The 16520-nt window shown below is 71.0% G+C and carries 19 protein-coding genes; 16 read left to right on the forward strand and 3 right to left on the reverse strand.

Features of this window, described 5'->3' with window-relative positions:
• Positions 1–259: 259 nt before the first annotated feature.
• A complete protein-coding gene (locus ACIGXW_RS30265) occupies positions 260–595 on the forward strand; it encodes a thioredoxin family protein (protein ID WP_399576035.1) in 336 nt (111 codons plus the stop codon).
• 10 nt (positions 596–605) lie between these two features.
• Here the strand turns inward: ACIGXW_RS30265 and ACIGXW_RS30270 are convergent, their stop codons facing one another.
• Positions 606–1265: an endonuclease gene (locus ACIGXW_RS30270; RefSeq protein WP_399576037.1), complete on the reverse strand. Its 660-nt coding sequence runs from the start codon at positions 1263–1265 to the stop codon at positions 606–608.
• A 335-nt stretch (positions 1266–1600) separates the two neighbouring features.
• Between ACIGXW_RS30270 and fabG the strand changes: the two genes are divergently transcribed.
• From fabG to ACIGXW_RS30345, 15 genes are all read left to right on the forward strand, one after another.
• Entirely contained in the window at positions 1601–2386 is a 786-nt protein-coding gene (gene fabG, locus ACIGXW_RS30275; RefSeq protein ID WP_399576039.1) for a 3-oxoacyl-ACP reductase FabG, read from the forward strand.
• 54 nt (positions 2387–2440) lie between these two features.
• Positions 2441–2767 carry a darcynin family protein gene (locus ACIGXW_RS30280; RefSeq protein ID WP_399576041.1) on the forward strand — a complete coding sequence of 109 codons (327 nt, stop codon included), beginning with the start codon at positions 2441–2443 and terminating at the stop codon, positions 2765–2767.
• Entirely contained in the window at positions 2764–3333 is a 570-nt protein-coding gene (locus ACIGXW_RS30285) for an NADPH-dependent FMN reductase (protein WP_399576043.1), read from the forward strand. The genes ACIGXW_RS30280 and ACIGXW_RS30285 overlap by 4 nt, the downstream gene beginning before the upstream one ends.
• Positions 3330–4853, forward strand: a complete 1524-nt coding sequence (locus ACIGXW_RS30290) for an FAD-dependent monooxygenase (RefSeq protein WP_399576045.1) — start codon at positions 3330–3332, stop codon at positions 4851–4853. The genes ACIGXW_RS30285 and ACIGXW_RS30290 overlap by 4 nt, the downstream gene beginning before the upstream one ends.
• Positions 4854–4894: 41 nt before the next feature.
• On the forward strand, positions 4895–5224 hold the full coding sequence (locus ACIGXW_RS30295; RefSeq protein WP_399576047.1) for a TcmI family type II polyketide cyclase: 330 nt from the start codon (positions 4895–4897) through the stop codon (positions 5222–5224).
• A 28-nt stretch (positions 5225–5252) separates the two neighbouring features.
• Positions 5253–5501: an acyl carrier protein gene (locus ACIGXW_RS30300; protein WP_360910060.1), complete on the forward strand. Its 249-nt coding sequence runs from the start codon at positions 5253–5255 to the stop codon at positions 5499–5501.
• A gap of 64 nt (positions 5502–5565) precedes the next feature.
• Complete coding sequence (locus ACIGXW_RS30305; RefSeq protein WP_399576049.1) at positions 5566–6510, forward strand: aromatase/cyclase; 945 nt, start codon at positions 5566–5568, stop codon at positions 6508–6510.
• 31 nt (positions 6511–6541) lie between these two features.
• Positions 6542–8035 carry an FAD-dependent monooxygenase gene (locus ACIGXW_RS30310; protein ID WP_399576051.1) on the forward strand — a complete coding sequence of 498 codons (1494 nt, stop codon included), beginning with the start codon at positions 6542–6544 and terminating at the stop codon, positions 8033–8035.
• 85 nt (positions 8036–8120) lie between these two features.
• Positions 8121–9392: a beta-ketoacyl-[acyl-carrier-protein] synthase family protein gene (locus tag ACIGXW_RS30315; protein ID WP_399576053.1), complete on the forward strand. Its 1272-nt coding sequence runs from the start codon at positions 8121–8123 to the stop codon at positions 9390–9392.
• Positions 9389–10597, forward strand: a complete 1209-nt coding sequence (locus tag ACIGXW_RS30320) for a ketosynthase chain-length factor (protein ID WP_399576055.1) — start codon at positions 9389–9391, stop codon at positions 10595–10597. Before ACIGXW_RS30315 ends, ACIGXW_RS30320 begins: the two co-directional genes overlap by 4 nt.
• Positions 10584–10952 carry an acyl carrier protein gene (locus tag ACIGXW_RS30325; RefSeq protein ID WP_399576056.1) on the forward strand — a complete coding sequence of 123 codons (369 nt, stop codon included), beginning with the start codon at positions 10584–10586 and terminating at the stop codon, positions 10950–10952. The genes ACIGXW_RS30320 and ACIGXW_RS30325 overlap by 14 nt, the downstream gene beginning before the upstream one ends.
• A gap of 14 nt (positions 10953–10966) precedes the next feature.
• Entirely contained in the window at positions 10967–12151 is a 1185-nt protein-coding gene (locus tag ACIGXW_RS30330) for a cytochrome P450 (protein WP_399576058.1), read from the forward strand.
• Between the two features lie 25 nt (positions 12152–12176).
• Complete coding sequence (locus ACIGXW_RS30335) at positions 12177–12365, forward strand: ferredoxin (protein ID WP_071966933.1); 189 nt, start codon at positions 12177–12179, stop codon at positions 12363–12365.
• Between the two features lie 35 nt (positions 12366–12400).
• Positions 12401–13372, forward strand: a complete 972-nt coding sequence (gene fabD / locus ACIGXW_RS30340; protein ID WP_399576060.1) for an ACP S-malonyltransferase — start codon at positions 12401–12403, stop codon at positions 13370–13372.
• Entirely contained in the window at positions 13369–14346 is a 978-nt protein-coding gene (locus ACIGXW_RS30345; protein ID WP_399576062.1) for an acyltransferase domain-containing protein, read from the forward strand. The genes fabD and ACIGXW_RS30345 overlap by 4 nt, the downstream gene beginning before the upstream one ends.
• A gap of 82 nt (positions 14347–14428) precedes the next feature.
• Here ACIGXW_RS30345 and ACIGXW_RS30350 read toward each other — a convergent pair whose 3' ends face one another.
• Together ACIGXW_RS30350 and ACIGXW_RS30355 are read right to left on the reverse strand one after the other, a co-directional pair.
• Positions 14429–15016, reverse strand: coding sequence for a hypothetical protein (locus ACIGXW_RS30350; RefSeq protein WP_399576064.1), 588 nt, complete (start codon positions 15014–15016; stop codon positions 14429–14431).
• A 484-nt stretch (positions 15017–15500) separates the two neighbouring features.
• Positions 15501–16106 (reverse strand): response regulator transcription factor, encoded by a 606-nt coding sequence (locus ACIGXW_RS30355; RefSeq protein WP_360910042.1) that lies wholly within the window; start codon positions 16104–16106, stop codon positions 15501–15503.
• Positions 16107–16520: the final 414 nt, after the last annotated feature.

The raw sequence follows: 16520 nt of genomic DNA on the forward strand, positions 1-16520 counted from the left end.
GTATATCTGCTTTCCACGGGTGGACCGCCCTGTCAGTCGCAGTCCCTGTCTTGATCGACATCATGCCTATGGGGAATTAGGCCATTTGCTGGTTCTGGGTCACGGTGGGGCAAAGCGAGGAGGAGGATTCCAGCCACTCGTCCACGCGGCTGCCGGCGTGCGCGATGGCCGGAGTCGTGGAACGGTGATCTGCGTGAGGCGCCCCGTTTCGTGGAGGCGCCGAAGGGTTCACGGGAACGACGCGTCGAGGGCGGAGCGCATGGCCGTCACACCGCTGACGAGCTTGGCAGAGTTCGAGGTGGCCATCAGCCAGGACAAGCCCGTGGTGGTGGGCTTCTGCGCCACATGGGCCCCTCGCTGCCGGGTGATCGGCCCTGCCTTCGTCCGGCTCTCCGAGCTACCCGAATACGCCGGAACCGTCGACTTCCGTTCGGTGGACATCGACGAAGCGTTCGAGATCGCCCAGAAGGCGGGTGTCGGGCCCGTCCCCGTCTTCATGGCGTTCCTCAACGGCACCAAACTCGCCGAGGTCGTGGCCCCCCATCCGCAGGCGCTGGGGGAGTGGGTCGGCCAGGCATGCGCGGGAAGCGGGTGACGTCGCCCGCTCAGCCCCCTTTCCCGGCCGCCTCCCTCACCTCGTCGGCGATCTCCGTATCCAGCGCCGCCCTCACCAGCGCGGCGGCGAACGCCGGAGCCTGCTCGCGCCCGACCAGCCGGGCCAGTGCGGCGGGGTCACGGGGCAGCCCCAGGCGATCGGCTCCCTCGCCGGCCTTGCCCCCGAAGCACGGATGGACCTCCGGCCACAAGCCCTGCACCTCCCGCAGGAAGATGTCCACGCCCGTCGGCCCGAGCCCCGGGATCTCCCGCAGCAGCTTCCGCAGCCGCCCGAGATCGCCGTCCGCCTCCTCGCGCATGCGCCGGACGTCCCCCCGATAGCGGTCGAGCAGCAGCTGCGCGCCGTCGCCGAGCTGGGTGGCGGTGCGCTCGTCGTAGCGGCGGTAGCCGCCCTCGCCCAGGGCGTCCACGCGCTGCTGCCACGTGGCCCCGGCCATCCGCCGCGGGTCCTTCATACCGGCCTTCGCCAGGCTGCGGGCGGTATCGGTCGCGACGGACGCACGGATACGCGCGCTGAGCAGGCAGGCCAGCACCACGAGCCGGTACAGCGGCTGCGGGGTGTCCCGCAGCGTGATGCCCGCCTCCTCGGCGTACGTCCGCCCGTGCGCCCGCAGCAGTGCGGCGGCCACTCTCCGGTCCCCGGTGCTCATGGAGCGAGTCTGCCGTGGCCCGGCCCCGATACCGCCGACGGACGCCCCGACCCCCGGCATACGCGCCCGCCCGTTCATCCGGACGGCCGCATGGGCGAACGCCCCCTCGTACGGCCCCTCTTGACAACCCGACCTGGAGTGAAGAACATGGGCGTCAGATTGGAAAGTTTGTGCCCACCGGCGCCTCGCCGCCGGTCCTGACACCTTCGTCGCAGACGCGACACGTGACCGAGGCACCTTTCCGCAATCCGCACCAGCATCTTTCCGCACCACATGACTCCCAGAGCGGCCCGGGTGATCCCGGGCCGCTCTTCGTTTGCAGTCGAGGAGGGAACATGACGAACGGAGCCGGAAGGACCGCGCTCGTCACCGGAGCGACCAGCGGCATCGGCCTGGCGATCGCGCACCATCTCGGGGAGCTCGGCCACCGGGTCTTCCTGTGCGCCCGCAGCGCGGCCGATGTGAAGCTGACCGTCGAGCAGTTGAGGGCCAAGGGCTACGACGCCGACGGCACCGACTGCGACGTCCGCTCGGCCGAGCAGGTACGGGCCACGGTGACCGCGGCGGTCGAGCGCTACGGCAGCATCGACGTCCTCGTCAACAACGCGGGATGCGGAGGCGGCGGCGTCACCGCGGACCTCACCGACGAGACGTGGCTCAACGTCATCGACACGAACCTCAACAGCGTCTTCTACATGACGCGCGACGTGCTCTCGATCGGCGGAATGCGGGACAAGAGCTGGGGCCGGATCGTCAACATCGCCTCCACCGCCGGAAAGCAGGGCGTCGTGCTGGCATCCCCCTATTCGGCGTCGAAGCACGGCGTCGTCGGCTTCACCAAGTCCCTCGGCAACGAACTCGCGAAGACCGGGATCACCGTGAACGCGGTCTGCCCGGGGTACGTGGAGACGCCGATGGCCGAGCGCGTCCGCAGCAATTACGCGAAGGCCTGGGAGACGACCGAGGACGACATCCTCCAGAGGTTCGAGGCGAAGATCCCGCTCGGTCGCTACTCGACCGTGGACGAGGTGGCGGGCATGGTCGGCTACCTCGTCGGCGACAGGGCCGCCTCGGTGACCTCGCAGGCCCTCAACGTCTGCGGCGGCCTGGGCAACTTCTGAGCCGCCCCCGTCCCACGGCCGGCCGGGCGCCGGCAGCGACAAGGAGACCTTCCTGTGCAGTACACAGCATTCCTCGGGGTCCGATTCGAGCCCGAATGGTTCCTCAAGTCCCGCGCCGAACGCGAGGAATTCGAGGCCGAGCACCTGTTCCCCGTCATCGGGAAGCACGCGCAGGTCCTGCAGATCCAGCCGTTCCGCGCCGCGGCGTTCAGCGCCCGGCTCAGCAATTTCTTCCTCGTCCACTTCGACGACGTCACGGCCTACAACGACCTCGTCGAGGAACTGCACGAATGCCCGCTGATGGCCGAGAGGTTCGCCGTCATCACGGACAACGTCATCGGCATGCAGGGGACCTACTACGCCGACCGGGAGCAGGCATGACCAGGATCGGCATCATCCTCGGCAGCACCCGGCCGGGACGCAACGGCGAAGCGGTCGCCCGCTGGGTCCACGACATCGCGAGCCGCCGCGACGACGCCGCGTACGAGCTCGTCGACATCGCCGACCACGCACTGCCGCACCTCGACGAAGCCGTCCCGCCGATGGCCGGCGTCTACACCCAGCCGCACACCCTCGCCTGGGCCGAGCGCATCGCACGGCTCGACGGGTTCGTCTTCGTGACGCCCGAGTACAACCACTCCATACCCGGCGCCCTGAAGAACGCCATCGACTTCCTGTACGCGGAGTGGGGCGACAAGGCCGCCGGCTTCGTCGGATACGGACCGCTGGGCGCCACCCGCGCCGTCGAGCACCTCCGACTGATCCTGGCCGAACTCCAGGTCGCCACGGTGCGCGCCCAGGCGGCGCTGACCTTCGCCACCGACTTCGCCGACCACAGCACCTTCCGGCCCGCCGAGGCGAGCGCGGCTGCGGTCGAGGCCGTACTGGACCAGACCGTGGCCTGGAGCCGGGCGCTGGAGCCGCTGCGGCGCAAGGCGTCCGCGTGAACGGCGCCGCCGCCCACCGCACCACCGCTCCGGAGGTCGACGCACCGGTGATCGTGGCCGGGGCGGGGCCGACCGGCCTCATGCTGGCCGGGGAACTCCGCCTCGGCGGCGCCGAGGTGATCGTCGTCGAGCGGCTGGCCGAGCCCGTCACCGAGTCCCGCGGACTCGGCTTCACCGCCCGCGCCACCGAAGTGTTCGACCAGCGCGGACTGCTGGACCACTTCACGAACCCCGAGATCAGCACCAAGGGGCACTTCGGCGGCATCCCCATGGACTACGGCGTGCTGCCCGACGGCCACTTCGGCGTACGCAACGTCGAGCAGAGCGAGACCGAGGGAGTGCTGGCACGCTGGGCCACCGGGCTGGGCGCCACGGTCCTGCGCGGACACGAGGTCACCGACGTACGCCCCGGCGACGACCTCGTCGAGATCACCGTCTCCACGCCCGCCGGCGACCGCGTACTGCGCTGCTCCTACCTCGTCGGCGCCGACGGCGGCCGCAGCGGCGTCCGGCAGGCCGCCGGCTTCGACTTCCCCGGCCACGACGCGACCAGCGAGATGTTCCTCGCCGACATCGCGGGCGCCGACGTGCGCCCGCGCTTCATCGGCGAACGCGTCCACGGCGGCATGGTCATGGCCGCCAGACTGCGCGACGACGTCGACCGGGTCATCGTCTGCGAACGCGGCACCGCCCCCCGCGAACGCACGAGCCCGCCCACCTACGCCGAGGTGGCCGGCGCCTGGAAGCGGCTCACCGGTGAGGACATCGGCCACGGCGAGGCCCGGTGGATCAGCTCCTTCACCGACGCCTCCCGCCTGGTCACCGCCTACCGCCGCGGACGCGTGCTGCTGGCCGGCGACGCCGCCCACATCCACCTGCCCGCGGGCGGCCAGGGGCTCAGCGTCGGCGTGCAGGACGCCGTGAACCTCGGCTGGAAGCTCGCCGCCGTCGTCACCGGCCGCAGCGAGGCGGACCTGCTCGACACCTACCACCGCGAGCGCCACCCCGTCGGGGAGCGCGTCCTGACCAACACCCGGGCCCAGGGCCTCATCTACCTGGGCGGCAGCGAAGTGGAACCGCTCCGCGCGGTACTGGGCGAGCTGCTGCGCGACGACGACGTCGCCCGCCACCTCGCCGGCATGGTCACCGGCCTCGACATCCGCTACGACACCGGACCGGGACAGCACCCGCTCCTGGGACGGCGGATGCCCCCGTGCGAGGTGCTCACCGGCTCCGGCCCCACCACCACGGCGAAACTGCTCCACCCCGCCCGGGGCGTGCTCCTCGACCTCACCGACGACCCGGCACTGCGCCGCACCGGCGAGCGCTGGGCGGACCGCGTGGACGTGGTGACGGCCACCGTCGAGGACGAACGGCTCACCGGTACGAGCGGGCTGCTGCTGCGCCCCGACGGCCACATCGCCTGGGCGGCCCCCGACGGCGGGGACCTGACCGCAGCACTCGGCACCTGGTTCGGCGCGGGCCGCTCCCAGGAGACGGAGCTCGCCGCACACCGCTGACGGCCCGCGACGCCGCAACGGACGGAACGAAGGAGACGGCAATGCACAGCACTTTGATCGTCGCACGCATGGACCCGAACTCGATCGACGGAGTCGGCAAGCTCTTCACGGAATTCGACCGCACGGACATGCCGCAGCGCATGGGAACACTGCGCCGGCAGCTCTTCAGCTACCAGGGGCTGTACTTCCACCTCCAGGACTTCCACTCCGAGGACGGCGGCGAGCGGATCGCGGAAGCACGCACGCACCCGCTCTTCGTGGGAATCAGCGACGACCTGAAGAAACACATCAGCGCTTACGACCCCGAGACCTGGCGCTCGCCCGCCGACGCGATCGCCCGGCGCTTCTACCACTGGGAACAGGGCGCCTGAAACAGGACGGACGAAAGGAGAAGCACACATGACGGTGATGACGTTCACCATCGACGATCTCAAGAGGATATTGCTCAGCGCGGCCGGCACGGAAGAGGGCGTCGACCTGGACGGCGACATCCTGGACTCGCCGTTCACCGACCTCGGATACGACTCGCTCGCGCTGCTGGAGACCGCCTCGGTCATCTCCCGGGAATACGGCGTCGACCTGGACGACGACGCCGTGACCGGCGCCACCACGCCCCGCAGCTTCATCGAGCTGATCAATTCCGCCTGAGCCCTCGGACCGCGGGTCGCGAGAACTCTCTTCGATGAATCGACGAACGAGCCCGGGAGGCACGATGAGCGGATCGGAAGTCCACGAAGTCGAGCACGACATCACGGTCGACGCACCGGCGAAGACCGTGTACCAGCTCCTCGAAGAGGTGGAGAACTGGCCACAGGTGTTCCCGCCGAGCGTCCACGTGGAGCGCATCGAACGCACCGGAGACAACGAACGGATCCGGATCTGGGCCACCGCCAACGGCGTGGCCAAGACCTGGACGTCCCGCAGGCGGCTGCTGCCCGCCGACGGCCGCATCGAGTTCCGCCAGGAGGTCTCCAGCCACCCGGTCGCCGCGATGGGCGGCGCCTGGATCGTCGAGGCCGACGGCGACGAGCGGTGTCGCGTACGACTGCTGCACGACTACCGCGCCGTCGACGACGAGCCCGGCGCCCTGGAGTGGATCACCACGGCCGTCGACCGCAACAGCCGAGCGGAACTGGGCGCGCTCAAGGCCCACGCGGAGGCCGCCGCCGGCGCCTCGCCGGCGCTGCTGTCCTTCGAGGACACCACGCAGATCGCCGGCAGCGCCCAGGACGTCTTCGCCTTCATCAACGAGGCGCACCTGTGGCAAGAGCGGCTCCCGCACGTCGCACGGGTACGGCTGGAGGACGAGGACGGGCTGCAACTGCTCGAGATGGACACCCGCACCACCGACGGAACCGTCCACACGACCACGTCGGTGCGGGTGTGCCTGCCGCCCGGCCGCATCTACTACAAGCAGATCCAGGTACCGCCGCTGATGACCCTGCACACCGGGCAGTGGCGGTTCGAGGAGAACGCCGACGGCGTCCTGGCGACCTCGCAGCACACGGTCGTCATCAACGAGGCCAACATCGCGGCGGTCCTCGGCCCCGACGCGGGCCTCGACGAGGCCCGCACCATGGTCCGCAAGGCACTGGGCACCAACAGCCTGAGCACCCTCGCCCACGCCAAGGCCCACATCGAGGGCGACCGGCCATGACCTCGCGCACCGACGGCCCGGGACCGGCGCCATGACGCCCCCGGACGCGACCGCACAGGTCATCGTGGTCGGCGCCGGCCCCGTCGGGCTGCTGCTGGCGGGCGACCTGCGGCTGCACGGCGTGCGCGTGGTGCTCGCCGACACCCTCGCCGAGCCCATGACCGAGTCCCGCGCTTCCCAGCTCAACGCCCGCACGATGGAACTCCTCGCCCAGCGCGGCCTCGTGGAGGCGTTCGACGACCTCGTGCACGAGGCGGCCGGCCACTTCGGCGGCCTCGCGTTCGACGCCCGCACCACGGCGAGCAGATACGCGGGCAACTGGAAGGTCCCCCAGTTCCGTACGGAGGCGGTGCTGGGGGAGCGGGCCCGCGCCGCGGGGGTGGACCTGCGCCGGGAGCACCGGCTGCGCACGCTCCAGGTCACCGACGACGGCGTCGAGGCGCGGTTCGACACGCCCGCCGGCCCCCGCACCCTCCGCGCCGACTACCTGGTGGGCTGTGACGGGGCCGGGAGCACGGTGCGCGACCTCGCGGGCTTCGAGCTCTCCGGCAGCGCCGCCGTGCGCGAACTGCTGCGCGCGGACATCACCGGCATCGAGGTGCCCGATCGCCGGTTCGAGCGCTTCGAGCGCGGCTTCGCCGCCTCCTCGCGCCGGGCCGACGGCGTCACACGGGTCATGGTCCACACATCCGGCCGGCCCCCGGCACCCCGCACCGGCCCCCCGTCGTTCGCCGAGGTCGCCGAGGCCTGGCGGACGGTCACGGGCGAGGACATCGCCGGGGCCACCGCGATCTGGCTCGACGCCTTCGACGACGCCCGCGCCCAGGCCACCGCCTACCGGCGCGGCCGCGTCCTGCTCGCGGGCGACGCCGCCCACGTGCACATGCCCGTCGGCGGCCAGGCCCTCAACCTCGGCCTGCAGGACGCCGCCAACCTCGGCTGGAAGCTCGCCGCGCAGGTGCGCGGATGGGCGCCCCCCGACCTGCTCGACAGCTACCACGAGGAGCGCCATCCCGTCGGCCGGCGGGTCCTGGACAACGTCCAGGCACAGGGCATGCTGCTGTTCGGCGGCGCCGGGACCGCCCCCGTACGCGACGTGCTCGCCGAGCTGCTGGCCCGCCCGGAGCTCCACGAGCTGTTCGCCGGCATGGTGAGCGGCCTCGACGTGCGCTACGCCGTGGGACCCGGCGACCGCCCGCTCCTGGGCGCGCGCATGCCCGACCTCGACCTGACCGTCGACGGGACACCCACGACGGTCTCCCACCTGCTCGGCGACGGCACCGCCGTCCTGCTCGACCTGACAGGGGACCGGACGTCCGCCGGGGACCTCCTTGGGGCCGCACACCCCTGGACCGGCCGCGTGCGCGTCATCGTCGGCACCTGCGACGCGGACCTCACCGACGGCGCCGCGTTCCTGCTGCGGCCGGACGGACACGTCGTATGGACCGACCGGGCGCGGCTGCCCCTGCGGCAGGCGCTGCGCCGCTGGTTCGGCGACGCAGAGGCGGTCGCCCGCCCGGCGTGAGGGGAATTCACCGGGGCCGTCCTTCGCGGGGCGGCCCTCCAGCATGTGTCGGATTCACATTCCTGTCGCTGTTCTGAAGGGATAGATGATGAGGCGGCGAGTTGTCATCACTGGAATAGGGGTGCTGGCACCGGGAGGTGTCGGCACCAAGAACTTCTGGTCTCTGATCAGTGAGGGGCGCACGGCGACGCGGACGCTGTCGCACTTCGACCCGACGCCGTACCGCTCACGGCTCGCGGCCGAGGTCGACTTCCGGCCGCAGGAACACGGCCTGAGCGCCCAGGAGATCCGCCGGATGGACCGCGCCGCGCAGTTCGCCGTGGTCTCCACCCGGGAAGCGGTGCTCGACAGCGGGCTCGAGCTCGCCGACCTCGACCCGCACCGTATCGGCGTGACGATCGGCAACGCCGTCGGGGCCACCACCAGCCTCGAGGACGAGTACCGGGTGGTGAGCGACGACGGGGCGCTGAACCTCGTCGATCACTCCTACGCCACCCCGCACCTTTACGACTACCTCGTGCCCAGCTCGCTCGCCGTGGAGGTGGCGTGGTCGGTGGGCGCCGAGGGACCGTGCACGGTGGTCTCCACCGGCTGCACCTCCGGCATCGACGCCGTGGGACACGCCGTCGAGCTGATCCGCGAAGGCGCCGCCGACGTGATGATCACGGGCGCGACGGAGGCCCCGATCTCGCCCATCACGGTCGCCTGCTTCGACGCGATCAAAGCGACGAGCGTCCACAACGACGACCCCGAACACGCCTCCCGCCCCTACGACAGCACCCGCAACGGCTTCGTCCTCGGCGAGGGCGCCGCGGGCTTCGTCCTGGAGGAGTACGAGACGGCCCGGCGGCGCGGCGCGACCGTCTACGCCGAGATCCTCGGCTACGCCACACGCAGCAACGCCTACCACATGACCGGGCTGCGCGCGGACGGCGCCGAAATGGCCGAGGCCATCACCGTGGCGCTCGACGAGGCCCGGCTGCACCCGGCCGACCTCGACTACGTCAACGCCCACGGCTCCGGCACCAAGCAGAACGACCGGCACGAGACCGCGGCGTTCAAGCGCAGCCTCGGCGAGCACGCCTACCGCGTGCCGGTGAGCTCCATCAAGTCGATGGTGGGCCACTCGCTCGGCGCGATCGGCTCGATCGAGATCGCCGCCTCCGCGCTGACGATCAAGGAGAACGTGGTGCCGCCCACCGCGAACCTGCACCACCAGGACCCCGAACTCGACCTGGACTACGTGCCGTTGACGGCCCGCGACTGGAAGACCGACCGCGTGCTCACCGTGGGCAGCGGCTTCGGCGGCTTCCAGAGCGCGATGGTCCTGGCCGACCCCGAGAGGAGCACCGCGTGACGGCCGTGGCAGTGACCGGGATCGGCGCCATCGCGCCGAACGGCAAGGGCACCGACGCGTACTGGAAGTCCACGGTCGAAGGGACCGGCGGCATCACCGCCCTCAGCCGCTTCGACGCCTCGCGGTACCCCGCGAAGGTGGCCGGCGAGGTGCCCTTCGACCCCGCGGCCCACCTGCCGAGCCGGCTGATCCCGCAGACCGACCACATGACCCGCCTCGCGCTGACCGCCGCCGCCTGGGCGCTGGACGACGCCGGCGTCCAGCCCTCCGAGCTGCCCGAGTTCAGCACGGGGGTGATCACCGCCAGCTCCGCGGGCGGCTTCGAGTTCGGCCAGCGCGAGCTGGAGAGGCTGTGGAGCAAGGGACCCGAATACGTCAGCGCGTACCAGTCCTACGCCTGGTTCTACGCCGTCAACACGGGACAGATCTCCATCCGGCACGGGATGCGGGGCCCCAGCGGCGTGGTCGTCAGCGACCAGGCGGGCGGCCTGGACGCCATCGCCCAGGCCCGCCGCCAGCTCCGCAAGGGAACCAAGCTGATCGTCTCGGGCGGAGTGGACGGCTCCCTGTGCCCCTGGGGCTGGGTCGCACAGATGGCCGGCAACCGCATGAGCACCTCACAGGATCCGGACGCCGCCTACCTTCCCTTCGACTCCAAGGCCGACGGGCACGTGCCGGGCGAGGGCGGCGCGCTGCTCGTGATGGAGGACCTGGCATCCGCACGGCAGCGGGGCGCGGAGATCTACGGCGAGATCGCCGGGTACGGCGCCACGATGGACCCCAAGCCGGGCAGCGCCCGCGAGCCCGGCCTGCGCCGGGCGATCACGACCGCCCTCGACGACGCCGGTGTCTCCCCGGACGAGGTGGACGTCGTCTTCGCGGACGCGGCCGCCGTGCCCGAGCTCGACCGGCTCGAAGTCGAGGCGATCAACGCGGTGTTCGGGGCCGGCCGCGTGCCCGTCACCGCCCCCAAGACGATGACCGGTCGGCTGGCGGGGGGCGCCGGAGCGCTCGACGTGGCGGCCGCACTGCTGTCCATCCGCGACGGGGTGATACCCCCGACGGTGAACGTCTGCCGCGCACCGGAGTACGACATCGACCTGGTCTCCGGGGAGGCCCGCCCCGCCCGGGTGCGCACCGCGGTCGTCCTCGGCCGGGGACAGGGCGGCTTCAACTCCGCCGTCGTGGTGCGTGCGGCGCGGTGAGCACACCGTACGCACCGCCGACGGCATCCCCTCGATTTCCCAGGGCCGGGTGCGCCCGGCCGACGACGACCTCTGCGAACGGGGCGGAAGCATGAACCGGACATTCGACATCGAGGATCTCAAGCGCATCCTCCGGGAGGGCGCGGGCGGCGTCAGCATGCTCGAAGGCGACGTCTCGGACGTGTCGTTCGAGGAGCTCGGATACGACTCGCTCGCGCTCCTGGAGACCGCGAGCCGCATCGGCCGCGAGTACGGCCTCAAGTTCGAGGACACCGCCTTCGTCGACATCGAGACCCCCGACGACCTGGTCCAGGTCGTCAACGCCCATCTGCTGGACCACTCGCTCCACAACTGATCAAGGAGATCCGCATGGCGGCGAACACCATTCCCCGTACCGACATCGATCCCTACACCGACGCCTCGATCCTCTCGCCCTACGAGGACTACCGGCGGCTGCGCGACCTCGGACCGGTGGTGTGGCTGGAAGCCCACCAGGTCTTCGCCGTCGCCCGCTACCGCGAGGTCTACGACGCGCTGCACGACCACACCACCTTCTCCTCCGGATCCGGTGTGGGGCTGACCGAGACGCTGAACAAGGCGCAGAAGGGCAGCAGCTTCACCAGCGACCCGCCCTACCACGGCTATGTGCGCGGCCTCGTGGCCCGGCACCTGAAGCCCAAGGCGCTGGAGCAGTTCCACGACTACATCGAGGGCTGGGCGGACAAACTGGTCGACAAGCTCGTCGAGAAGGGCACGTTCGACGCGGTCACCGACTTCGCCCAGGCGTTCCCGCTGGCGGTGGTCCCCGACCTGCTCGGCTGGCCGGTGGAGGAGGGCAAGGAGCGGCTGCTGGAGTGGGCGACCGCCGGCTTCAACGCCTTCGGACCGCTCAACGAGCGCACCATGTCGGGATTCCCGCTGCTCCAGGAGATGTCCGAGTTCCTCCAGCGGATGTCGGTACCCGGAAACCTGCGCCCCGACAGCTGGGGTGCCCAGCTGGTGAGCGACGCCAAGGAGGGAAAGATCGAGGAGCACCTGCTCCCGGGCCTCCTGGGAGACTTCCTGGCCCCCTCGATGGACACCTCCGTCAGCGCGCTGTCCAGCATGCTGTGGCTGTTCGGCTCGCACCCGGACCAGTGGGACCGGGTCCGCGGGGACGAGGCCGTCATCCCCTCCGCGTTCAACGAGATCCTCCGCATCGAGTCCCCGCTGCGCGGCTTCACCCGCCTGGTGACGCGCGAGCGGGAGCTGGGCGGCGTCACCCTGGAGACCGACGCACGGGTGCTCCTGCTGTACGGCTCCGCCAACCGCGACGAGCGCCAGTGGACCGACCCGGAGACGTTCGACGTCACCCGGCCCGGCGTCGCCCAGCACATCGGATTCGGCCACGGCATCCACGGCTGCGTCGGCCAGGCGCTCTCCCGACTGGAGGGCCACAGCCTCCTGAAGGCGCTCTCCCGGCGGGTCCGGTCCATCGAGATCGGCGAGCCCACCTGGCGCCTGCACAACACCATCCGCGGCATCGCGTCCCTGCCGGTGTCGCTGAGGACCTGATCTCTTTCGACGAAGGGCTGCCGGGATGAAGATCACCGTCGACCGACGCCGCTGCGAAGGACACGGCTTGTGCGAGGGCGTGGCGCCGGGTCTGCTCAGCGCCGACGAAGGATACGCCGAACTCCTCGTGGACGGCGACGTGCCGACGGACCAGCAGGGCGCCGCGATGAGCGCGGTGCGGGTGTGTCCCATCGCGGCGCTCAGGATCTCCTGAGCGCCGCCGTCGAAGAATCGAAGGTGGTGCCGAAGATGAACACGACAGCCTTCGTGTTCCCCGGTCAGGGCTCGCAACGCGTCGGCATGGGCCGCGCTCTGGTCGAGCGACGCCCGGAACTCCTCGACTCGTACTACCGGGTCGCCGACGAGATACTGGGCCTTCCCCTGACCGAGCTGTGTTTCGAGGGGCCGGCCGACGAACTGCGCGCCATGCCCGTGACCCAGCCGGCGGTGTTCCTCACCAGCGTCGTCGCCCACGAGGTCCTCCGGGGCCACGGCGTCGTGCCGGGCTTCGTGGCCGGGCACAGCCTGGGCGAGTTCGCCGCGATGGTCGCGGCCGGAGTCCTCGACTGGACCGACGGCCTGCGCCTGGTCCGGCTGCGCGGCGAGCTGATGGACTCGGTCAACCGCAGCGTCCCGGGATGCCTGGGAGCCGTCGTCGGCCTCGTCCTGGCCGACGTGGAGGACCTCTGCGTCCGGGCCGCCGCCGACACCGGCGAGGTCGTCGAGATCGCCAACCACAACCACCACCGGCAGGTGGTGGTGTCGGGCCAGCGCGGGGGAGTGGCCCGCCTGCTCGCCCTCGCCGAACAGGCTGGCGCCGAGCGGGTGCTCACGCTCGACATCGGCGGCCCGGCCCACTGCAGCCTGCTGTCGGGCATCGAGGAGGAGTTCGGGCAGGCGATCGAGGGGACCGTCCTGCGCGACCCCGAACTGCCCGTCCTGTCGGCCGTCACGGCCGCGCCCGTACGCACCGCGCAGGAGGCCGCCACCTGTCTGCGCCGCCAGTTCACCAGCCGGGTGCTGTGGACCGACACGGTCGAGGCCCTGGCGGCGGCCGGCGCCGACCGGTTCGTGGAGGTCGGCCCCGGCAAGGCGCTGAGCGTGCTGTGCGGCCGGCTGTGCCCGGAGGCCGAGGTGCACCGGACCGGTGACGCCGAGCGCCTCGACCGCGCGGTCGAGGCGCTCGGCGTGCGGGACCGCCGCGGGGCGTGGGCGGGATGAGCGAACTGCCCGTCGCCCTGCTGCTCGCGGGCCAGGGCTTCCAGCACGCCGGCATGGCCGTCGAGCTCTACGAACGGGAGCCGGCCTTCACCGCCGCCGCCGACGAGTTCCTCACCGCCCTGGGCCCCGAGGGCAAGGCCGTCCGCGACGACTGGCTGGCCCGCGTGGACGGCGCACCGGCCGACCGGGGCACCCGGGCACAGCCGCTGCTGTTCATGATCGGGTACGGGATCGGCCGCGTGCTGGCCGACCGGGGCGTCCGGCCGGCCGTGATGATCGGCCACAGCGTCGGCGAACTGGCCGCCGCCACCCTGGCCGGGGTGTTCGACCTGCCCGCGGCGGCGCGGATCATCGCGGCGCGCTGTGCCGCGCTGGACGACGCCCCGCCGGGCGGCATGCTCGCCGTGGCGGGTGCGCCGGAGCGGGTCCTGGACCGCCTGCGCAGCCGGGGGGTGGGCCAGGACGTGGTGGTGGGCGCGCACAACGGTCCCCTGCAGACGGTGCTCGCCGGGCCGGAACCCGGGCTGTCCAGGGCCGAACGGGCCCTGCGGGACGAGGGCATGGTCGCCCGCCGGGTGCGTGCGCTCGAACCGTGGCACTCGCCGGCGATGGCCCGGGCCGCCCGCGGGTTCGGCGCGGCGATCGCGGCCGAGACGCTGCGCCCGCCGGGGATCCCGATCGTGTCGACCCGCACCGCTCGTGTCGTCACGGCGGAGGAGGGGGTGCGGCCCGAGTTCTGGGCGGGGCAGATGGCGGCGCCGGTGTTGTTCTGGCCCGCCCTCGAGACCCTGCTCGACGGCGGGCGGTACCTCGTGGCCGACGGCGGCCCGGCCGGCGGGCTCGCGACCCTGGCGCGCAGGCACCCGTCGGTGCGCGAAGGGCGCAGCACGGTGGTGACGTTGCTGGCGCCTGTGGGACGGGACGCCGGTACGGCCTGGACGCAGGGGCTCGCGCGACTGGGCGCGCACCCCTGACCGGCGCTACGGCGGCGCACCGGTTCCGCGCGAACGGCGCGGGGTGGGGCATGAGCCCGCACCCCGCGCCCCTGACGGTCGGTCAGCTACCGAGGGCGGCGGTGACGTCCGCGTGGTGGTAGTAGACCTTTCCGGAGACCTTGCGGCGCCGCCACTGGTTCTGGCTGGCGAGGCGGTAGACGCTCCCGCTGGAGATGTTCCTGAGCGCTTCGATGTCCGCCACGCTGTACCAGACGCGGCCGGAACCCTCGTGCGCGTGCATGCCCGTGCTGAGCGCGGCCCACTCGTCGGAGGCCCACCAGTGCCCGTCGTCGGCGCTGCACCGGATCTCCGACGGCTTGGGACGCGCGCCCGGGACGACCTTGACCACGGCGCGGAGCTTGCCGGTGCACCGGGACCGTACACAGTCGCCGACGGGGACGATGCGCACCTGCCGCGGTTCGCACGCCCGCCGGGCCAGCCGGGTCAGGGTGGTGAACTCCTCGACGGCGTCACCGGCCGCCCAGTGGGCGCAGAGCCAGCGGACGTTCTCGTGGACGAACCGGGCCAGTTGGACGACGTGGCGCTGCGGCGCCCCGATGCCGCGCTCGTCGGCGATGAGGGCCGCCCACGACGCCAGGACGGACGTGATCGACGAACGCGCCTCGGCCGCCGCCGCGTTGAACGGCATGTCCTGTCGGCTGTGGGACGTCGATACCCTTTCCTGTGGCGTGCGTGTTCCCCCGAGTGCGATCTCACAGCCCAGATAAAGGGCGGGGAGTTCGCGCAGAGAGGAGGAAAGCCGCTCTCTGCAGCTGTCGCACAGCATTTTTCCCGGGGTTTCCCTGAAGCACCCGAGCGAACTCCGTCGTGCATGGTCGAGATTCTGCGATAGGCATTCCATAGCGGCCGTCCATTTCCCCCTGTTCCGGACCGTGCTGCTTACCTTTCCGATCTCCAAGGTATGGCAGAGAATCTCCATGCGGGAGTGTCTCCATCATAAATACATAGTGGAATCATCCGGTTCGATCATGGAAAATTCACACCTGTTCTCATGGTGGCGTCACTTCCGCGGATCCGGGAACCCGGGGTAAACATGACAAAGCCCCTACCGGGGCGGGGGAATTGCCACCGCTCCGGCAGGGGCTTTTTATCATGGGGACGTTGCAGGAACGTTACAGCCAGCCGGCGTCCACGGCGATGCGGACGGCGTCCACACGGGTGCGCGCGTTGAGTTTGGCGGCCACGGTGGTCAGGTAGTTGCGGACGGTGCCGGGAGACAGATGCAGCCGTGCCGCGATGTCGGGCACGTCCTCACCCGCGGCCGCGAGCCGCAGGACTTCCAGCTCGCGTTCGGTGAGCGGGGGCGCCGGCGCCTGCCAGGCGGACACCGCCAGCTCCGCGTCGATCACCCGGTGTCCTGCCGCCAGGTCCCGGATGGCGCTGACGAGCTTCTCCGGCGGCGAATCCTTGAGCAGGAATCCACCGACCTCCATGTTCAGCGCCCGGCGCACCGTGGCGGGGCGCCAGTGATGAGTGAGGATCAGTGCACGCGTCTTAGGAAGCTCGTGATGGAGCTTATCGATTATGGAGAGGTCGTCCTGCCCGGGCATGTCTATGTCGATCACCGCGACATCCGGCCGGTGAAGCCGGGCGGCGGGCAGGACTTCGTTGGTGTCGCCTAAGTCCGCGACGACGTCGATGTCGTCTTCCCGCGCCAGTAGTGCGATAAATGCCCCCCGTACCATGAACACGCCTTCGGCGAGCAGAACCCTAATCACTTGCCCTCCAGAGGTGAACGCGAGTGCCGTGCAGTGCGCCCAGGGCGCTGGTGGGGCAAGAGCCTAGCTCTTGGTCGATGTTTTTTACAGCTAATGCTTCCGCGTCAGGTATCCGGGCGCCGCTGCGGTCTCGGTGCCCGATCTCCGTGCTCGATATGTTGAATGAGGGATTCAATAAGTGAAGTTCGTCGGGGGAGTCGTAGCGGTCCGGGGCGCTTTGCGTCTCTCGTGCGCCATTTGAGCAGGGAGGACGTGCGCGCGATGGGGACGGGCGGTGAGGGCTGTGCGGAGAGTGTACGAGAGGGGCAACCGAGGACGCTTGGCTTCCGCTAGCGGTGGCACGCAGCACGGAAGGCCCAGGCGCCGAAGACCTGGACCTTCTCGAGCGTGCGTCGCGTCCGGGGACGCCGAGCG

Origin of the sequence: Streptomyces sp. NPDC053079, from assembly GCF_044546695.1 — a bacterium.
GTDB lineage: Bacteria > Actinomycetota > Actinomycetes > Streptomycetales > Streptomycetaceae > Streptomyces.

Excerpts from the sequence above, each read along its gene's own strand:
- ACIGXW_RS30265 (WP_399576035.1), top strand. The coding sequence starts at position 260 with ATGGCCGTCACACCGCTGACGAGCTTGGCAGAGTTCGAGGTGGCCATC.
- ACIGXW_RS30270 (WP_399576037.1), bottom strand. The coding sequence starts at position 1,265 with ATGAGCACCGGGGACCGGAGAGTGGCCGCCGCACTGCTGCGGGCGCAC.
- fabG (WP_399576039.1), top strand. The coding sequence starts at position 1,601 with ATGACGAACGGAGCCGGAAGGACCGCGCTCGTCACCGGAGCGACCAGC.
- ACIGXW_RS30285 (WP_399576043.1), top strand. The coding sequence starts at position 2,764 with ATGACCAGGATCGGCATCATCCTCGGCAGCACCCGGCCGGGACGCAAC.
- ACIGXW_RS30295 (WP_399576047.1), top strand. The coding sequence starts at position 4,895 with ATGCACAGCACTTTGATCGTCGCACGCATGGACCCGAACTCGATCGAC.
- ACIGXW_RS30300 (WP_360910060.1), top strand. The coding sequence starts at position 5,253 with ATGACGGTGATGACGTTCACCATCGACGATCTCAAGAGGATATTGCTC.
- ACIGXW_RS30305 (WP_399576049.1), top strand. The coding sequence starts at position 5,566 with ATGAGCGGATCGGAAGTCCACGAAGTCGAGCACGACATCACGGTCGAC.
- ACIGXW_RS30310 (WP_399576051.1), top strand. The coding sequence starts at position 6,542 with ATGACGCCCCCGGACGCGACCGCACAGGTCATCGTGGTCGGCGCCGGC.
- ACIGXW_RS30315 (WP_399576053.1), top strand. The coding sequence starts at position 8,121 with ATGATGAGGCGGCGAGTTGTCATCACTGGAATAGGGGTGCTGGCACCG.
- ACIGXW_RS30330 (WP_399576058.1), top strand. The coding sequence starts at position 10,967 with ATGGCGGCGAACACCATTCCCCGTACCGACATCGATCCCTACACCGAC.
- ACIGXW_RS30335 (WP_071966933.1), top strand. The coding sequence starts at position 12,177 with ATGAAGATCACCGTCGACCGACGCCGCTGCGAAGGACACGGCTTGTGC.
- fabD (WP_399576060.1), top strand. The coding sequence starts at position 12,401 with ATGAACACGACAGCCTTCGTGTTCCCCGGTCAGGGCTCGCAACGCGTC.
- ACIGXW_RS30345 (WP_399576062.1), top strand. The coding sequence starts at position 13,369 with ATGAGCGAACTGCCCGTCGCCCTGCTGCTCGCGGGCCAGGGCTTCCAG.
- ACIGXW_RS30350 (WP_399576064.1), bottom strand. The coding sequence starts at position 15,016 with ATGCCGTTCAACGCGGCGGCGGCCGAGGCGCGTTCGTCGATCACGTCC.